This window comes from Nocardiopsis gilva YIM 90087 (assembly GCF_002263495.1).
Lineage (GTDB): Bacteria > Actinomycetota > Actinomycetes > Streptosporangiales > Streptosporangiaceae > Nocardiopsis_C > Nocardiopsis_C gilva.
In genome coordinates this window covers 3,382,156-3,398,134 of record NZ_CP022753.1, presented here as the reverse complement: position 1 = coordinate 3,398,134, position 15,979 = coordinate 3,382,156, and the positions used below count along the sequence as shown (strand labels likewise).

The window sequence follows — 15,979 nt, the reverse complement described above, 5'->3', positions numbered from 1 at the left end:
GGCCACTATGCAGACCACCAGGCCAGGACGGTCGCCCGCGCTCTGCGCGTGCGACCGGGGGCCTGCGTGCCCGGCGCGCCGACACACGCGGCCCGTAGCCTCCGAAGGGGATCCGGAATCGGGCTCAGGAGCAGCAGTCGTCCTCGCAGCCCGGTGCGCACCCGCACGCTGCGGCACCAACGGGGTCGGCCAAGGGGGAGGTCGCGCAGCAGCCGTCGCCGCGCCACGCCTCGATCCCCTCCTTGACCGCGACACCCGCGATGACCAACGCGGCGGCCGCGTCCGCCCACCACCAGCCGAAGAGGCTGTTCAGTGCGAGCCCGGCGAGGAGCACGGCCGAGAGGTAGGTGCACAGCAGCGTCTGCTTGGAGTCGGCGACCGCCGTGGCCGATCCCAGCTCGCGTCCGGTGCGCCGCTCGGCATACGAGAGGAACGGCATGATGAGCAGGCTCAGTGCCGCCAGGATCAGCCCGACCGTGGAGTGCTCCGCCCGGTCGGCTCCCAGCAGCCCGCTGATCGACTCCCAGCTCACGTAGGCGGCCAGGGCGAAGAAGGAGACCGCGATGATCCGGAGCGTGACACGTTCCCGCGTCTCGTGGTCGCGGGAGGAGAACTGCCAGGCCACCGCCAGTGCGGAGACCACTTCGATCGTGGAGTCCAGGCCGAAGGCGATCAGGGCGGTGGAGGAGGCCAGGGCGCCCGCCGTGATCGCCACGAAGGCCTCGACGACGTTGTAGGCGATGGTCGCCGCGACGATGAGCCGGACTCGGCGCACGAGGGTGGCGCGGCGGGTGGGGGAAAGGGCGGTGGTCATCAAGCGTCCTCCGTCGTCGCGCGGGGCGTGTCGTCGTCGGGGGGCGGGGTGGTCGGCTTCCCCTCGTCCGTCACCGGGGTTTCGGTGGCGGACGGGCCGTAGACCGGGCACAGCACCACGGCGTCGCCGGTGGCCGCGAGCAGCCGCTCGGCACTGCGCAGCAGGTCGAGCAGCTCGGGCCGGTCGAAGTGGTAGAAGGACTGGCGTCCTTCGGGGCGGAAGTCGACCAGCCCGCAGTCGCGCAGGCACGCCAGGTGTTTCGACACGGTCGACTGGGCCAGCCCCAGCTCGGAGGTCAGGTCGGCCACGCGCGCCTCGCCCACCGCGAGACGCTGCACGATCGCCAGGCGGACCGGGTCGGAGAGCGAGTGGAAGAGCAACGCGGCGGGAGCAAGCTCCGCCCGGTCACTCGCAGATTGATTCATCGCCATATGGCGATGTTAACCCAAAACAGCCATATATCACCCCAGGCATTCCACAAGGCGTCCCGTGGGTGGAGGTAGGTGAAGACGTGGATGCGGACGCTGCTCAGGCCGACAGCAGCGTGGCCACGTCCGCCGACGTCCAGGCGCCCCTGGCACCCGGCCGGTGGGCCAGGTGGGCGGCGGTCCGTTCCACGGCCCAGCCGTGGGTCTCGCGGAGGCCCCCGCCGATGAGGCGGAGGTAGGAGGCGGCCGGGGCTTCCACCGGAACGTGGGGCCGCGACCAGCGAGCGGTGAAGGTCAGTACGGGGTGGCCGTCGAGGCGGCCGCAGTAGACCAGCGTCTCGTACCGGCCCTCACCGAGGACGTCACGGCCTTTGCGCAGGGCGGTGTCGAGTCCGAGCTCGGCACCGGGGTCGCGGTACATCTCCTGGGCGGCCACGTCGCTGAACTGCTCGGCGGTGAGGAGGTAGGCACGGGCGGGTGCGGCGCCGGGAAGTGACGGGTCGAGCAGGGCCAGCCCGCCGCCCCACATCCGCGAGGTCAGCGCGAAGTAGACGCCGCCATTGAGCCAGACGGCGCGCTGGGAGCGCGGCGGGGTGCGGTCGCGGCATCCGGGGTTGGTGCGCGCGCCGTCGGGGGGTGAACCTCCCGCGAGGTAGTAGCCGAACCGGTCCGCCGCCATGTTCGACCCGTAGCTCGCGTACCAGACCAGCTGGTCAGGTGCGGCGGGCTCGGCAGGGATCGCGCGCATACCGCAACGCTAACCCCGCGCCGGTCGGTCTCGCCATCAGCGGTGTGCCCGATGGCGAGACCGACCGTGTTCCCTCTCCCTCCCCGGTGGGGTGCCGGGCGTCGCGGGACAACCGACGGGGCCGTACCGGACCGTGCGGAGCGCTGGGATCAGGCGTTGGGCGGCAGGTCCGTGCCAGCGCCGCGGTGGCGCGTCTTGACCAGGTCGAGGCGCTCCTCGGGCAGGGTCTGCTCGCCGGCGCCCTGGACGACGAACCCGGCGTCGCGGATCATCTCCAGGTCGGCCTTGCCCTCCTGGCCCTCGCTGGTGAGGTAGTCGCCCAGGAAGATCGAGTTGACCACGTGGAGGGCGAGCGGCTGCAGTCCGCGCAGGTGGATCTCGCGGCCCGCTGCCAGCCGCACCTCCACGTCGGGGAAGACCAGCCGGGCGGCGGCGAGGATGCGCAGGCAGCGCTGCGGCGTCAGGTTCCACTGGCCCGCCAGCGGGGTGCCCTCGAAGGGGATGAGGAAGTTGACCGGGACGGAATCGGGGTCCAGCTCGCGGAGCGCGAACAGCGCGTCGACGATGTCGCTGTCGCTCTCGCCCATCCCCGCGATCAGGCCGGAGCAGGGGGACAGGCCCGCGTGCTTGGCCTGCTCGACGGTGTCGACGCGGTCGTCGAAGGTGTGCGTGGTGCAGATGTCGGCGTAGCGCTCGCCGGAGGTGTTGAGGTTGTGGTTGTAGGCGTCGGCGCCGGAGTCGCGCAGGCGCTCGGCCTGCCCGTCGGACAGCAGGCCGAGGCAGGCGCAGACCTCGACTCCGGGATGGTCGGTCTTGATCTGTTCGATGGTGGGGCCGAGCCGGTCGACGTCGCGGTCGGTGGGGCCGCGACCGCTGGCGACCAGGCAGACGCGCGACGCCCCGGCTTTGACGCCGCAGGAGACGGCCTCGCGTGTCTGGTCGGGGCGCAGCCAGGTGTATTTGACGATGTCGGCGGAGGACCCCAGCCGCTGGGAGCAGTAGGTGCAGTCCTCGGGGCACAGGCCGCTCTTGAGGTTCACCAGGTAGTTGAGCTTGACCTGGCGCTCGAAGAAGTGCCGCCGCACCCGGAACGTGGCGGCGACCAGTTCGAGCAGGTCGTCGTCGGAACTCGTGAGCACGGACAGCACTTCGTCGTGGGTGAGCGGTTCTCGGCGCAGCGCCTTGTCCGCCAGGGCGTCGAATTTCACCATGACGAAGATCATGGGGCACGGAGGTGCCCGAGCGCAGCCCCTGAAGCCACCAAAGTTCGGTGCCGGGGTTTTGTGGACCTCCCCTCCGGCAGGGGTGGATAGGGGGCCTTCCCCCGAGGCGGCGCGGGTCGCCATGGCCGTGACCAGGGGCGATAGCGCTCCTGCTGTGTCTGGGGGCGCGACCAGTGGGCGACAATCCCGGTTCCCGTGTGTCCTGCGCCGATCCTCGGTCGTCCGGTGCGTAGGGTGCCGCGAGGAGGGGGAAGGGGGCGGGCTCCGATGCACGCCGAAATGGCCGAGACGCTGCGGATCCTGGTCATCATCATGGCCGCGGCGGTGCTGGCGCCGCTGATCAGTGACCACCTGGGGCGGTGGGTGGTCGTTCCGGCCGTGGTGCTGGAGATCGCTCTGGGCATCCTTCTGGGGCCGGACGGGCTGGGCCTGATCCACGAGACCGAAGTCATTTCGGCCTTCGCCGACTTCGGCCTGGCATTGCTCATGTTCATGGCCGGATATGAGATCGATTTCAACCGCGTCAAGGGGCGGCCGCTGCGGCGGGCGACGCTGGCGTGGCTGTGCTCGCTTGCGCTGGGGCTGGGGGCGGCGTGGACGGTCTTCGGGGCCTCGCAGGCCACGCTGATCATCGGCTTGGCCCTGACAACGACGGCGCTGGGCACGGTCCTGCCGATCCTGCGCGACGCGGGAGCGTTGAGCACGGCGTTCGGGACCCGGTTCCTGGCATCGGGGACGGTGGGGGAGTTCGCCCCAATCGTCGTCATCGCCCTGCTGCTCAGCGGATTCCGCCCGTTGGAGGGGACGCTGCTGCTGTTGGTGTTCTTCGCTGTCGCTGGCTGGGCGGCCTGGCGGGCCACCCATCCGACGTCGGAGCGCATGGGCCGACTGATCCGCGCGACGCTGGGCACCAGCGCGCAGCTGGCGGTCCGGCTGTCCCTGTTCCTGATCGTCGCGATGGTGGGGCTGGCCAGTGTCCTGCAACTGGACACGTTGCTGGGCGCGTTCGCCGCGGGCATCATCGTGCGGCTGATGCTGCTGACCAACCACCCGCAGGAGGTCCACGAGGTCGAGTCCAAGCTGGAGGCGGTCTCCTTCGGGCTGTTCATCCCGGTGTTCTTCGTGGTCACCGGCGTGCGCTTCGACCTGGGGGCGTTGGCAGCCGACCTCGGCGCGGTGCTGCTGATACCGCTCTTCCTCCTGCTGTTCCTCCTGGTCCGCGGGCTTCCGGAACTGCTGCTGTCCCGCGACAGCCTCTCCGGGCGTCAGCCCCCGGCGCTCGCGCTGTTCGCCTCCACCGCCCTGCCGCTGCTGGTGGTGCTGACGACCATAGGCGCGCAAGCGGGAGTCATCGAACCGGCCGTCGCCGCCGCGCTGGTCGGGGCGGGCATGCTCAGCGTCCTGGTACTGCCGGTCATCGGCCTGCGGCTGTGGCGGACCAGCCAGGCTGCGGAGGCGGCCCCAAGCCCGACGTGAGGCGAGACGCCGTGCCCTCAGCCGTGGCGACCGGTCAGGGCGAGCAGCCGGATCAGCGGGTCGGCGTCTTCGGGGACGTGGACGGGTGGGGCGAACAGCCCGTTCGCTCCGGCCATGCCCTCCTCACCGACCCATGCCAGCAGCGCTGCGGTCAGGTCAGGGTCGATGGCCTCGTCCGCGCCGATGGCACGGGCCAGATCCCAAGCGTGGACGGCCAGGTCAAAGGTCATTTCCCAGAGGTAGACCGAACCGGGTGCGTCTCCGGCCGAGAGGTGGACGGTGCGGTCCTGAGCGCTGGGTTGCAGCCACGCGGCGCGCGCCTCGCGGGAGGCCACCTCCCACACGGTGACGGGCTCCTCTCCCAGGACGTCGCCCTCGAATCGGTCGCCGATCTCCTCCACCGCGCAGCCGGCCAGCAGGTGCGGCACCCACAACTGCTCGCGCACCAGATGGGCGACCAGGTCGTGCACGTCCCACTTGGTGCACGGCGTCGGATCGGCCCACTGCGTCGCCCTTACGGCGCGCACCCGGCGGTCGAACTCCGCCATGGCCTGACCGTGCAGGTCCTGTAGCTCTGGCATGGGTGTCACTCCCTCTGCGGGACGACATGTGTGTGATGGCGGTCACTTCCCACCCAATCAGCTGGGGGCGGCGGCTTCCACCCGACGCCCTGCCCTCGGGGGTTTTCGTGGGTGACGTGGCCCTTTTGTAATAAATCGTTACCTAAGTCTCGTGATACACGCCATAAGGATGTCCGATATGGTTCGTGATCGTAAATTTCTGCCGCATGTCACGTGTCTGAAGTGTGTCGGACATGTACCGGTTGCCGACCGGTCTCGGTCATCGGCGGAGCAGTTGTTCGACGGACCCCCGGCCCCGCGGGCCGGGGCTGAGTCCGACAAGGAGAGGCCGTGGCAACATCGGATCCGGTGGGTGCGAAGTCCGCCGGTGAGCTGAACATCGTCCACGTGACGCTGATCGCCAGCGCCGCAGCGATGGGCGGTTTCCTGTTCGGTTATGACAGCTCCGTCATCAACGGCGCCGTCGACGCCATACAGGCGCACTTCCAGGTCACCACCGCCATGACCGGCTTCACGGTCGCTGCCGCCCTACTCGGTTCGGCGCTGGGCGCGGGCGTGGCGGGAACACTGGCCGACCGTCTCGGGCGTATCCGCTCCATGCAGATCGCAGGTGTGCTCTTCGCGATCAGCGCCGTCGGCTCGGCTCTCCCCTTCTCCATCTTCGACCTGGCCGCCTGGCGCGTCGTGGGGGGCGTCGCGATCGGTATGGCGTCGGTGATCGCGCCGACCTACATCGCCGAGGTCTCCCCGCCCGCCTACCGCGGTCGGCTCGCCTCCCTGCAGCAGTTGGCGATCGTGCTCGGTATCGCCCTGTCGCAGCTGGTCAACTACCTCGTGGCGGCGGCCGCCGACGGCAGCGCCCTCAACCCGCTCGGTCCGTTGCAGGCCTGGCAGTGGATGCTGGGCGTGGAGATGCTGCCCGCGCTGCTCTACATCACGCTGACCCTGACGATCCCGGAGTCGCCCCGCTACCTGGTGCGCGTCGGCCGCGACGACAAGGCCCGCCGGGTCCTGAGCGAGGTCGAGGGCGGCGACGTCGAGCGCCGGATCGCCGAGATCCACGAGGCCCTGGGCTCCGAGGTGCGCCCCAAGCTCAGCGACCTCAAGGGCGGCCGGTTCGGGCTGCTGCCGATCGTGTGGATCGGCATGGCGCTCTCGGCGTTCCAGCAGCTCGTCGGAATCAACATCGTCTTCTACTACTCGTCGTCGCTGTGGCAGTCGGTGGGCGTCGACGAGGGCAACTCGCTCCTGCTGAGCCTGTTCACCTCGATCGTCAACATCATCGGGACCTTCATCGCCATCGGCCTCGTCGACCGGATCGGCCGCAAGCCGCTGCTGTTGATCGGCTCGGCCGGAATGGCGGTCTCCCTGGCCCTGACGGGATGGGCGTTCAGCCACGCCACCGTCGTCGGCGACTCGGCCTCCCTCGCCTTCGGGTGGGGCGCCGTCGCGCTGACCTCCGCCAGCGCGTTCGTGATGTTCTTCGCCCTGTCCTGGGGCGTGGTGACCTGGGTCCTGCTCGGGGAGATGTTCCCCCTGCGCATCCGCGCGGCGGCGATGGCCGTGGCCACCGCGACGCAGTGGATCACCAACTGGCTGGTCACCGTGAGCTTCCCCAGCCTGCGCGACTGGAACCTCGGCGGCACCTACATGCTGTACGCGGGCTTCGCGGTGCTGTCGTTCCTCTTCGTTTGGAAGTTCATTTCGGAAACCAACGGCAAAACCCTGGAGTCGATGGGCCAACAGCAAACCGCGGTGGAGTAGCCGACGCGTCCGCGCTACGTTCGTCAGTAACGGCGGCTGTCCCGGTACCGGGACAGCCGCCGACGTTATGTTCCCCACGCATCGACGTGAGCGGGGCCTGCAGCCAACACCACGTTGACCACGGAAGACGTTCTCAACGCACGTGCAGGCATCCGGAGATCAGGCTGAGCGTCCTCGATGATCCCGCCGATAGCGCCGTCTGAACTCGGCTTTCAGGGCCGCGGCACGTTCGGGATCGCGTTCCGGCTGCTTCTGCAATTCCTCGACTGGGACCGCGTGGGCCGCGTAGTACTCGTAGTCGGCGTCACCGGGACAGATGATGTCGGTGCCGCAGGCGACGGTCTGCGCTGAGGGATCAGCGAAACCGACCGGGATGTGGATGGATCCGTCTGGATAACGAATCGCGATCGCGCGCGTCATGTCTTCACCCCAAAGCGGTAGATTCCCGCGAGCTTGACGAAGGGCATTGACGCCGGATCGTCCGGATCAGTGCGGACCCCTCGGAACGGCCGCCCATGAGTAACGGGACGACGGCCGTCGCATGCGATTCCGCTCCAACGGTACTCCGCCCCACTGATAGAACCGCCCTCTGCAACTTTTGCAGTCATAATGCAGGCATTGAAGCTATAATGCATGCATGATCGCCATCACGATACGTAACGTCAGCGATAGCGTCGCCACCGCGCTGAAGGTTCGCGCCGCGCAGGAGGGCAAGTCCCTTCAGGCGTACGCGCTCGACGTCCTCACCCGAGAAGCGAAGAAGCCCACCCTCGCTGAGATAGCGGACCGAGCTGGACGAGAAGCAGACGTCAGCTTGACTACGGATGATGTGCTCGGCGCTATCGAGGACGCACGGGAGCGACGTTGATCGTCATCGACTGTTCGGTGCTCGTTTTCTTCTTCACAGATGTCGGCACAGCAGGAGAGCAAGCGCGCGAGCGGGTGGCGCGAGAGGACATCATCGCCGCACCCGGGCTAATTGACTACGAGATCGTTTCGGCAATGGTCGGCCTTGCGCGAGGCCGACGAGGTGGAGCACCGAAGATCACCAGAACCCAACTACAGCGAGCGTTTGAGGGGTTTCGCGCTATGCCCATCGACCGCTATCCAACGCTCGACCTGTGGCAGCGTGTACGCGACCTCTCAACGAACCTTTCGGCCTATGACGCCCAATACGTCGCACTCGCCGAGGCTCTCGGTACTCCCTTGATCACCAGCGACGCAAGGATCGAGAAAAGCGGCGTCGCGCGTTGTCCGATCGAGGTCTTGCCAACAGGCAGCTGAACGGCGGCTACAGCGCCTGATCGAATTCCGGTACTCCTCCTCTCTGGCGCGGCTTAACCTGGGGTATCAGCACCCGGGGAGGAAGAGCGTGGGATGCGCGTACTGCTCGTGGACAACCACGACTCCTACACCTACAACCTGTTCCAGTTGATCGCCGGTGTGCTCGGCACCGAGCCGGTCGTCGTGACCAACGACGATCCCCGCTGGGCGGAGATCGATCCGGCTGCGTTCGACGCGGCGGTTGTGTCTCCTGGACCGGGGCGGCCGCAGCATGCGCGTGATCTGGGGCGGGTGCCGCAGGTGTTGGCCGATCCGCGGTTGCCGGTGCTGGGGGTGTGCCTGGGACACCAGGCCATCGCCTACTTCGCCGACGAGCCGGTGCACTCCGCGCCGGTGCCGCGGCACGGGCACCTCAGTCCGATCCGGCACACCGGCACCGGGCTCTTCGCGGGGATACCGCAGGGATTCACGGCCGTCCGGTACCACTCGTTGGCCGTGCCCGACCCGCTGCAGGATCCGTTGACCGACCTGCTGACAGCGACCGCGTGGGCCGAGGACGACGTCGTCATGGGGTTGGAGCACCGATCGCTGCCCCGCTGGGGGGTGCAGTTCCACCCGGAGTCGGTGGCCAGTGAGTACGGGCGGGGTCTCATCGCGAACTTCGCCGCTCTGGCCCGGGACGCGCGCTCGACGTCCGTCCGTCTTTCGGCTGAAGGACGCGCTGCCGGCTCAAGCGGCGTCGCGGCGATGTCCGAAACCCGGCGGGAGAGTGCCGCTGGGCAGGTGACCGAAATTCCCGTGGGAGCGCCCGACACCCCGATTCCCGTCTCTGAAATGGGCGGATCCGAAGCGCAGATGTCCGAAACCTCGGTAGCGGGCCCGCAGCCGCAATCGGGGGAGGTCCGGTTCCGGACGCTGTCCGAGGCCGTCGACACCGAACGCGCCTTCGCCCACCTCTTCGCCGCATCGCCCTACGCGTTCTGGCTCGACAGCAGCCGCGTCGGCGGCACCGCCCGGTTCTCCTTCCTCGGAAACGCCGACGGCCCCGAGAGTGAGGTGCTGACCTACCGCGTCGGGGAGGGAACCGTCAGCGTGGCTCAGGACGGCGATGAACACCACGAGCCCGGAACCATTTTCGAGGCGCTGCGCCGCCGGGTGGCGGTCCGGCCGCACGGTACCGCCGCCGATCTGCCCTTCGACTTCGTCGGCGGATACGTCGGGTTCTTCGGTTATGAGCTCAAGGCCGATTGCGGTGGTCAGGCCGCACATCAGTCGGCAGTCGCCGACGCGGTCTGGATGCGCTGCACGCGGTTCATCGCCGTCGACCATGTCGAGGGCCGCACCTACGTGGTGTCTGTGGGCGACGCCGCCGCGGACGACGCCTGGCTGGATTCGGTCACGCGCGACCTCGCCGACCTGCCGCCCCTCCCACTGCTGGAAGCCCCGTCAGCCGCCTCCGGCTCCGCGTCAGCCGAGATCGAATGGGAGTCGCGGTTGGAGCGGCCCCGCGAGGGCTACCTGACGGATGTCAAGGAGTGTCTGGGTCACCTCGTCGCCGGAGAGAGCTACGAGATCTGCCTGACCAACCGGGTGCGCCTGCCCGCGCCGGCCGATGATCTCGCCTTCTACCGTCGGCTGCGCCGTAGCAGGCCCGCACCGTATGCCGCCCTCCTCCGCTTGGGGGAGACGAGCGTGTTCAGTGCTTCGCCCGAGCGGTTCCTGCGCATCGACGCCGAGGGCGTGGCCGACAGCCGCCCCATCAAGGGCACCGCGCCGCGCGGCGCCGACCCCGCGGCCGACCAGCGGCTCGCTGAAGAGCTGCGTACCGGCGCCAAGACGCGCGCGGAGAACCTGATGATCGTCGACCTGCTCCGCAACGACCTGGGGCGGGTCTGCGAGGTCGGCAGTGTCGATGTCCCCGCCTTCATGTACACCGAGTCGTACGCCACCGTGCACCAGCTCGTTTCGACGGTGCGCGGGCGGCTGCGCCCCGATGTGGCGGCGGTCGACGCGGTCCGCGCCTGCTTCCCGGGCGGGTCCATGACCGGCGCGCCCAAGCTGCGCACCATGGAGATCATCGATGACCTGGAGTCCTCGGCGCGCGGCGTCTACTCCGGCGCGCTGGGGTACGTCTCCTTCGGCGGTACGACGGATCTGAGCATTGTCATTCGCACCGCCGTGCGCAGCGGCACCGAGCTGGAGATCGGTGCGGGTGGAGCCATCGTGCTGGATTCCGACCCCGAGGACGAGTACGCCGAGATGCTGCTCAAGGCGGCGGTCCCGGCGGCCGGGCTAAGGGGCGCGGTGGGCGTTCATGACCGCAGGTAGGTGAGCACCGCGAGCACCCGCCGGTGCCGCTGGCCGTCGTGGGCGTTGAGGTGCAGCTTGGCGAAGATGCTGCGGATGTGCTTCTCCACGGCGCCATGGCTGATCATCAGCTGCCGGTGGATCGCGGTGTTGGACATGCCCTCGGCCATCAGGCCCAGAACTTCGCGCTCCCTCGGGGTGAGTACGTCCAGGGGGTTCTCGTGCCGCCGTGTTCGCGCGCGGCCCACCTCCCTGTCCATCTGCTTCGGCACTGTTCCACGTCTCCTTCGCTCCGGATGGCACCGTCGTCTGTCGATTCGCTCAGCTACAGGGAACTTCGGCCACGATCAGCGTGGGTCCGCCGCGCGGGGAGTGCACGGCGAGCTTGCCGTCGACCGCGCGCAGGCGCTCACTCAGGTCGGCCAGCCCATGGCTCTTGGCCACCTGCGCGCCGCCGACCCCGTCGTCACCGACCATGACGTTGAGCAGGCCGTCGGTGTGGCTGAGGGTCACGGTGCCCTTGGTCGCGCGGCTGTGCTCGGCCACGTTGATCAGGGACTCGGCGACCACGACATAGGCGAGGTTCTCGGCCTCGGCGGGGAAGCGCTCGGCGGTCTGGATGTCGAGTTCCACCGGGACGGTGCACCGGTCGGCCAGCGCGGTCAGGGCGGGGCTCAGGCCGTGGTCGGTCAGCAGCGGGGGAGCGATGCCACGCGACAGGGCGCGCAGCTCGGCGAGGGTCTCGCGGGGCACGGCCGCGGCGTCGACGCGCTCGGCCGCACGTGCGGCGACGGCGGGTGCGCCCGACCCGTTGATCCGACCGGCGGGGGCGTCGTCGATCTCGTCGTCGTTCAGGCCGTTGACCGGGGTCAGCAGGCCGTGGCTGAGCGACGCGGTGATCATCGCGCAGGTGCGCACGACAAAGGGAAGAGTGAGCGCGAAGACCACCCCGACGAGGAAGTGGAAGGCGATGGCGACCAGCAGGCCCTCGCCGAACCCCATGAGTTCGGATAGGTCGACGTAGCCGGGGATGCGGTGCACCGACCAGCCGTAGAGGGGGTAGAGGATGCCGTGCAGCGCGGCGAGCCACCAGACGACGGTGACGATAAAGGCGCCCACCTGGAGCGGGGACTTGACGATGCCGTGCAGCAGGTCCATCCAGCTCTGACCGCAGGTGAGCGGGTTGAGCGCCCTGCGGATGGGGCCGGCGCCCTTGGGGGGTTTGCGATAGTGCGCGCGTGCCACGGGCCGGTCCAGCACCTCGCGTAGGCGGCCGCGCTCGATCTCGGCGAAGCCGCGCGCCATCAGCAGTGTCATGGAGAGGATGAACAGTCCGACGAAGACGACGGCGGTGCCCGCCCCGGCGGCCAAGCCGGTCACCATCAGCGGGAACCCGATGAGGGCGAGGGGGAAGCCGACCAGCACGTAGCGGGTGTCGTTTCCGAGGCGGTGCACGATCGGGTGGTCGAGAAGTTCCATGGCACCGACGCTATTGAGCCGGGGCGCCGCGATCACTCCCCCACACACGCGTCCCCGTGGTGGGGCCAGCCCCACCACGGGTAGGCGACGGCGCCAATGTGGCCGAGCCAGGTGTGCCGCGCACCGCTGAGTCCGGGCGCGACGGGCCCGCGGAACAGGGGCCGGGCGGCTGCGTGTGGTGGCTTCGCGGGCGGCCCTTCCGACCTCAGCCCGTGGCAGCCGTCAGCCCGGCGCGGCTCCGGGCCGCCTCGATGCCGTCGAGGATGACGCCCAGGCCGGCCGTGAAGGTCTCCTTGGCCTCCTGCTCCAGGTAGGGCACGCTCTCGTCCTCGTTGCGGAAGGCCCCTTCGCTCTCCATGCGGGTCAGCATCGGGAAGCGGTCGGCGAAGTCGGGCGCGACCTCCGCCAGCAGGGGTGAACGGGTGAACCACCGGTCGTCGTCGGACATCCCGGTCGCCGCTGCCGCCTGCCGCGCCTCGGCTGCCGTGCTCGCGATCCCGCGCACGAAGTGGAACAGCGTGCCGACGACGCGCCGCAGGGTGGCGGCGGGAAGCCCGGTCCCGTTGAGGATCCGCACTACCGTCTCCAGCACGACGTACTCGTTGGGGCCCAGCACCGGACGCGCCTGCGATACCTGGAGCACCCACGGATGGCGCAGGTAGAACGCCCAGCAGTCGTGCGCCCAGGCGGTCACGCCCTCCCGCCAGTCCGCCGCGTCACCGTAGTCGGTGGGCAGCTCGACCAGGACCCGGTCGTACATCAGGTCGACCAGCTCGCTCTTGCCGGGGACGTAGGTGTAGAGGGCCATGGCCGTCCGTCCGAGCCGCTCACCCACCGCCCGCATGGACAGGGCCGCCATGCCCTCCTCGTCGGCGACGGCGATGGCGGCGTCGACGATCGCGTCCACGCTCAACCCGGGTTTCGGTCCCGGGCTGGTCCGCACCTCCTGCGACTTGGCACCGCGCCACAGCAGCGCCATCGAGCGGCGTGCGTCCCCCTGCCCGGCGAAGACGACCACTTGCAACTCCTTATGGAATAAACTAACGTGCTCCAGCTATCTCTTTACACCCTAAGAATATCAGGAGAGGGCACCATGGTCCCGGACCCCACCACCCTGCGACCAGCCCACACGGACACGCACCACCTCCACGTCACCGAAACCGGTCCGGTGCCCAACGGGCACCGGCACGCCGCCGACAGCCACGACATGATCGAGGTCCGCGGAGCTCGGGAGAACAACCTCGCCAACGTCTCGCTGAGTATCCCCAAGCGCCGCCTCACCGTTTTCACCGGCCTCTCCGGATCCGGCAAGTCCTCGCTGGTCTTCGGCACCATCGCGGCGGAGTCCCAGCGCCTGATCAACGAGACCTACACCGCCTTCGTCCAGTCGTTCATGCCCAGTGTCGGCCGCCCGGACGTCGACGCCCTGCACAACCTCAGCGCGGCGATCGTCGTCGACCAGGAGCGGATGGGGACCAACTCCCGCTCCACGCTCGGCACGGCCACCGACGCCCACACGATGCTGCGGATCATCTTCAGCAGACTCGGCACGCCTTACGTCGGCACCTCGACCGCCTTTAGCTTCAACAGCGCCGAGGGCATGTGTCCGCAGTGCGAGGGCATCGGGCGGGTGACCGACATCGACATCACGCAGGTCGTGGACGTCGATCTCTCCCTCAACGAGGGGGCCATCACCGCCCCGGGATTCGCCGTGGGTTCCTGGTACTGGCAGGTCATCGCCGGTTCTGGGTTCTTCGACCCCGACATCAAGCTCGCGGACTTCACGCCCACCCAGTGGGAGGACTTCCTGTACAAGCCCGTCACCAAGGTCAAGACTGACCACGGCAACATCACCTACGAGGGGCTGGTCACCAAGGTCCGGCGGCTCTACCTCGCCAAGGACCGGGAGTCGATGCAGGCGCCCGTCCGGGCGTTCGTGGACCGAGCGGTGGCGTTCACCGACTGCCACGCCTGCGGCGGCACCCGGCTGAATCCCGCCGCGCTGTCCTCGACCATCCATGGGCGCAACATCGCCGACTGCTCGGCTATGCAGATCAGCGACCTCGCCGAGTTCGTCCGCGGGATCGATGATCCCTCGGTGCGGCCCCTGGTCACCACCCTCAGCGGCACTCTGGACTCGCTCGTCGAGATCGGCCTGGGCTACCTGAGCCTGGACCGTGAGTCCTCCACCCTGTCGGGAGGCGAGGCCCAGCGCGTGAAGATGGTGCGCCACCTCGGATCCAGCCTCACCGACGTCACCTACGTCTTCGACGAGCCCACCGTGGGCCTGCACCCGCACGACATCCAGCGGATGAACAACCTGCTGCTGCGCCTGCGCGGCAAGGGGAACACCGTCCTGGTCGTCGAGCACAAGCCCGAGACCATCGCCATCGCCGACCACGTGGTCGACCTCGGGCCGGGAGCGGGCGCGGCCGGGGGCCAGGTGTGCTTCACCGGCGACGTGGCCGGTCTGCGCGCCTCCGGCTCCCTCACCGGCCGCCACCTGGACCACCGTGCCCGACTGCGTGAGAAGGTGCGCGAGCCGCACGGGCGGCTGCCGATCGTCGGCGCCACCATGCACAACCTCAAGGACGTGAGCGTCGACATCCCGCTCGGGGTGCTGACCGTGGTCACCGGTGTCGCCGGATCCGGCAAGAGCTCGCTGATCCACGGCTCCCTGCCCGATCGGGACGGGGTGGTCGTGGTCGACCAGTCCGCGATCCGCGGGTCGCGGCGCAGCAACCCGGCCACCTACACCGGACTGCTCGACCCGATCCGCACGGCCTTCGCCAAGGCCAACAAGGTCAAGGCCAGCCTGTTCAGCGCCAACTCGGAGGGGGCCTGCCCGAACTGCAAGGGCATCGGCCTCGTCTACACCGACCTGGCCATGATGGCCGGGGTCGCCTCCACCTGCGAGCAGTGCGAGGGCAAGCGGTTCACCCCCGATGTCCTCACCCACAAGCTCCGCGGCAAGGACATCAACCAGGTGCTGAGCATGTCGGTGGCCGAGGCCCGCGACTTCTTCACCACCGGCCGGGCCCGCACCATCCTCGACCGACTCGCCGACGTGGGTCTGGGCTACATCGGGCTGGGCCAGCCGCTCACCACACTGTCCGGCGGCGAGCGGCAGCGGCTCAAGCTCGCCATCCGCATGGCCGACCACGGCACCACCTACGTACTGGATGAGCCGACGACCGGGCTGCACCTGGCTGACGTGGACCAGCTTCTGGAACTGCTGGACCGGCTCGTCGACCAGGGCAACACGGTGATCGTCATCGAGCACCACCAGGCGGTGATGGCCCACGCCGACTGGATCATCGACCTGGGGCCGGGCGCGGGCCACGACGGCGGCGAGGTGGTCTTCACCGGCACCCCCGCCGACCTCGTGGCCCACGGCGACTCTCTGACCGCCCGGCACCTGCGCACCTACGCCGCGGGGCTCGGCACATAGCTCGTTCATGGGAGCTCGCTGAACCGCCTGCGCACATGGCGAGGGGCGTCCACGGTCGATATGTGGCCAACACCCTGGACGCCCTTCTGGCCGTGCTCTACGTCCATCTGGACGACCACGTCCTGCCTTGGCCCAACAGAAGCCGAAACTCGGCCCGCCGCGCCTGCCCACCGACGCCCCACCCGCCTGCGTGGCCATCGCCCAGGCATCTTCGTCTGGTCCGCACGATGTTCCGACCGGCACCCCTAGCTGGGTGCGAAGAAGCTCGTTGTGTTCTTGACCGCCGAGGCGACCGTGGCGGCCGGGGCGCCCGTGGCGGCGTAGACATCGCCCCACGGCTCGCTGCTGCGGGTCAGGAAGTCCTTCGCCTCGGGGGTGTGCTGCCAGCTCTCCTCATCGAAGGTCTCGCCGCGCAGGTACACGG

The 15,979-nt window shown here is 69.1% G+C and carries 16 protein-coding genes; 6 read left to right on the top strand and 10 right to left on the bottom strand.

Annotated features, from left to right (window positions below; translation table 11 throughout):
- Positions 1-124 precede the first annotated feature (124 nt).
- From CDO52_RS15415 to bioB, 4 genes are all read right to left on the bottom strand, one after another.
- Positions 125-814 (bottom strand): cation transporter, encoded by a 690-nt coding sequence (locus tag CDO52_RS15415; protein WP_017619073.1) that lies wholly within the window; start codon positions 812-814, stop codon positions 125-127.
- Positions 814-1,245 carry an ArsR/SmtB family transcription factor gene (locus tag CDO52_RS15410; RefSeq protein WP_094932481.1) on the bottom strand — a complete coding sequence of 144 codons (432 nt, stop codon included), beginning with the start codon at positions 1,243-1,245 and terminating at the stop codon, positions 814-816. Before CDO52_RS15410 ends, CDO52_RS15415 begins: the two co-directional genes overlap by 1 nt.
- Before the next feature lie 97 nt (positions 1,246-1,342).
- Positions 1,343-1,990, bottom strand: coding sequence for a hypothetical protein (locus tag CDO52_RS15405; RefSeq protein WP_017619071.1), 648 nt, complete (start codon positions 1,988-1,990; stop codon positions 1,343-1,345).
- A gap of 149 nt (positions 1,991-2,139) precedes the next feature.
- The gene (gene bioB / locus CDO52_RS15400) at positions 2,140-3,201 is read right to left on the bottom strand and encodes a biotin synthase BioB (RefSeq protein WP_026125870.1); all 1,062 of its coding nucleotides are present in this window, start codon (positions 3,199-3,201) and stop codon (positions 2,140-2,142) included.
- A 279-nt stretch (positions 3,202-3,480) separates the two neighbouring features.
- Between bioB and CDO52_RS15395 the strand changes: the two genes are divergently transcribed.
- A complete protein-coding gene (locus CDO52_RS15395) occupies positions 3,481-4,689 on the top strand; it encodes a cation:proton antiporter (RefSeq protein WP_017619069.1) in 1,209 nt (402 codons plus the stop codon).
- A 17-nt stretch (positions 4,690-4,706) separates the two neighbouring features.
- On the opposite strand, the gene CDO52_RS15390 is transcribed toward CDO52_RS15395, so the two are convergent.
- A complete protein-coding gene (locus CDO52_RS15390) occupies positions 4,707-5,270 on the bottom strand; it encodes a TIGR03086 family metal-binding protein (protein WP_017619068.1) in 564 nt (187 codons plus the stop codon).
- A gap of 330 nt (positions 5,271-5,600) precedes the next feature.
- Here CDO52_RS15390 and CDO52_RS15385 point away from each other — a divergent pair, with 330 nt between their 5' ends.
- Positions 5,601-7,034: a sugar porter family MFS transporter gene (locus tag CDO52_RS15385; RefSeq protein ID WP_094932480.1), complete on the top strand. Its 1,434-nt coding sequence runs from the start codon at positions 5,601-5,603 to the stop codon at positions 7,032-7,034.
- 159 nt (positions 7,035-7,193) lie between these two features.
- On the opposite strand, the gene CDO52_RS15380 is transcribed toward CDO52_RS15385, so the two are convergent.
- Positions 7,194-7,454 (bottom strand): hypothetical protein, encoded by a 261-nt coding sequence (locus tag CDO52_RS15380; RefSeq protein WP_017619067.1) that lies wholly within the window; start codon positions 7,452-7,454, stop codon positions 7,194-7,196.
- Positions 7,455-7,671: 217 nt separating this feature from the next.
- On the opposite strand from CDO52_RS15380, the gene CDO52_RS15375 reads away from it, so the two are divergent.
- The 3 genes from CDO52_RS15375 to pabB all read left to right on the top strand — a co-directional run bounded on the left by CDO52_RS15375 (position 7,672) and on the right by pabB (position 10,646).
- Positions 7,672-7,902 carry a FitA-like ribbon-helix-helix domain-containing protein gene (locus tag CDO52_RS15375; RefSeq protein ID WP_017619066.1) on the top strand — a complete coding sequence of 77 codons (231 nt, stop codon included), beginning with the start codon at positions 7,672-7,674 and terminating at the stop codon, positions 7,900-7,902.
- The gene (locus CDO52_RS15370) at positions 7,899-8,318 is read left to right on the top strand and encodes a type II toxin-antitoxin system VapC family toxin (protein WP_083919893.1); all 420 of its coding nucleotides are present in this window, start codon (positions 7,899-7,901) and stop codon (positions 8,316-8,318) included. Before CDO52_RS15375 ends, CDO52_RS15370 begins: the two co-directional genes overlap by 4 nt.
- A 93-nt stretch (positions 8,319-8,411) precedes the next feature.
- On the top strand, positions 8,412-10,646 hold the full coding sequence (pabB, locus tag CDO52_RS15365) for an aminodeoxychorismate synthase component I (RefSeq protein ID WP_017619065.1): 2,235 nt from the start codon (positions 8,412-8,414) through the stop codon (positions 10,644-10,646).
- Here the strand turns inward: pabB and CDO52_RS15360 are convergent.
- The 3 genes from CDO52_RS15360 to CDO52_RS15350 all read right to left on the bottom strand — a co-directional run bounded on the left by CDO52_RS15360 (position 10,631) and on the right by CDO52_RS15350 (position 13,122).
- Positions 10,631-10,897 carry a response regulator transcription factor gene (locus CDO52_RS15360; protein ID WP_017619064.1) on the bottom strand — a complete coding sequence of 89 codons (267 nt, stop codon included), beginning with the start codon at positions 10,895-10,897 and terminating at the stop codon, positions 10,631-10,633. The two genes, pabB and CDO52_RS15360, sit on opposite strands and share 16 nt — an antisense overlap.
- 49 nt (positions 10,898-10,946) lie before the next feature.
- Positions 10,947-12,104, bottom strand: a complete 1,158-nt coding sequence (locus CDO52_RS15355; RefSeq protein WP_017619063.1) for a sensor histidine kinase — start codon at positions 12,102-12,104, stop codon at positions 10,947-10,949.
- Positions 12,105-12,309: 205 nt separating this feature from the next.
- A complete protein-coding gene (locus CDO52_RS15350; RefSeq protein ID WP_017619062.1) occupies positions 12,310-13,122 on the bottom strand; it encodes a TetR/AcrR family transcriptional regulator in 813 nt (270 codons plus the stop codon).
- A 189-nt stretch (positions 13,123-13,311) separates the two neighbouring features.
- Between CDO52_RS15350 and CDO52_RS15345 the strand changes: the two genes are divergently transcribed.
- Complete coding sequence (locus tag CDO52_RS15345; protein ID WP_033300458.1) at positions 13,312-15,555, top strand: ATP-binding cassette domain-containing protein; 2,244 nt, start codon at positions 13,312-13,314, stop codon at positions 15,553-15,555.
- Positions 15,556-15,800: 245 nt separating this feature from the next.
- Here CDO52_RS15345 and CDO52_RS27510 read toward each other — a convergent pair whose 3' ends face one another.
- Positions 15,801-15,977, bottom strand: a complete 177-nt coding sequence (locus tag CDO52_RS27510) for a hypothetical protein (RefSeq protein ID WP_017619060.1) — start codon at positions 15,975-15,977, stop codon at positions 15,801-15,803.
- Positions 15,978-15,979 lie beyond the last annotated feature (2 nt).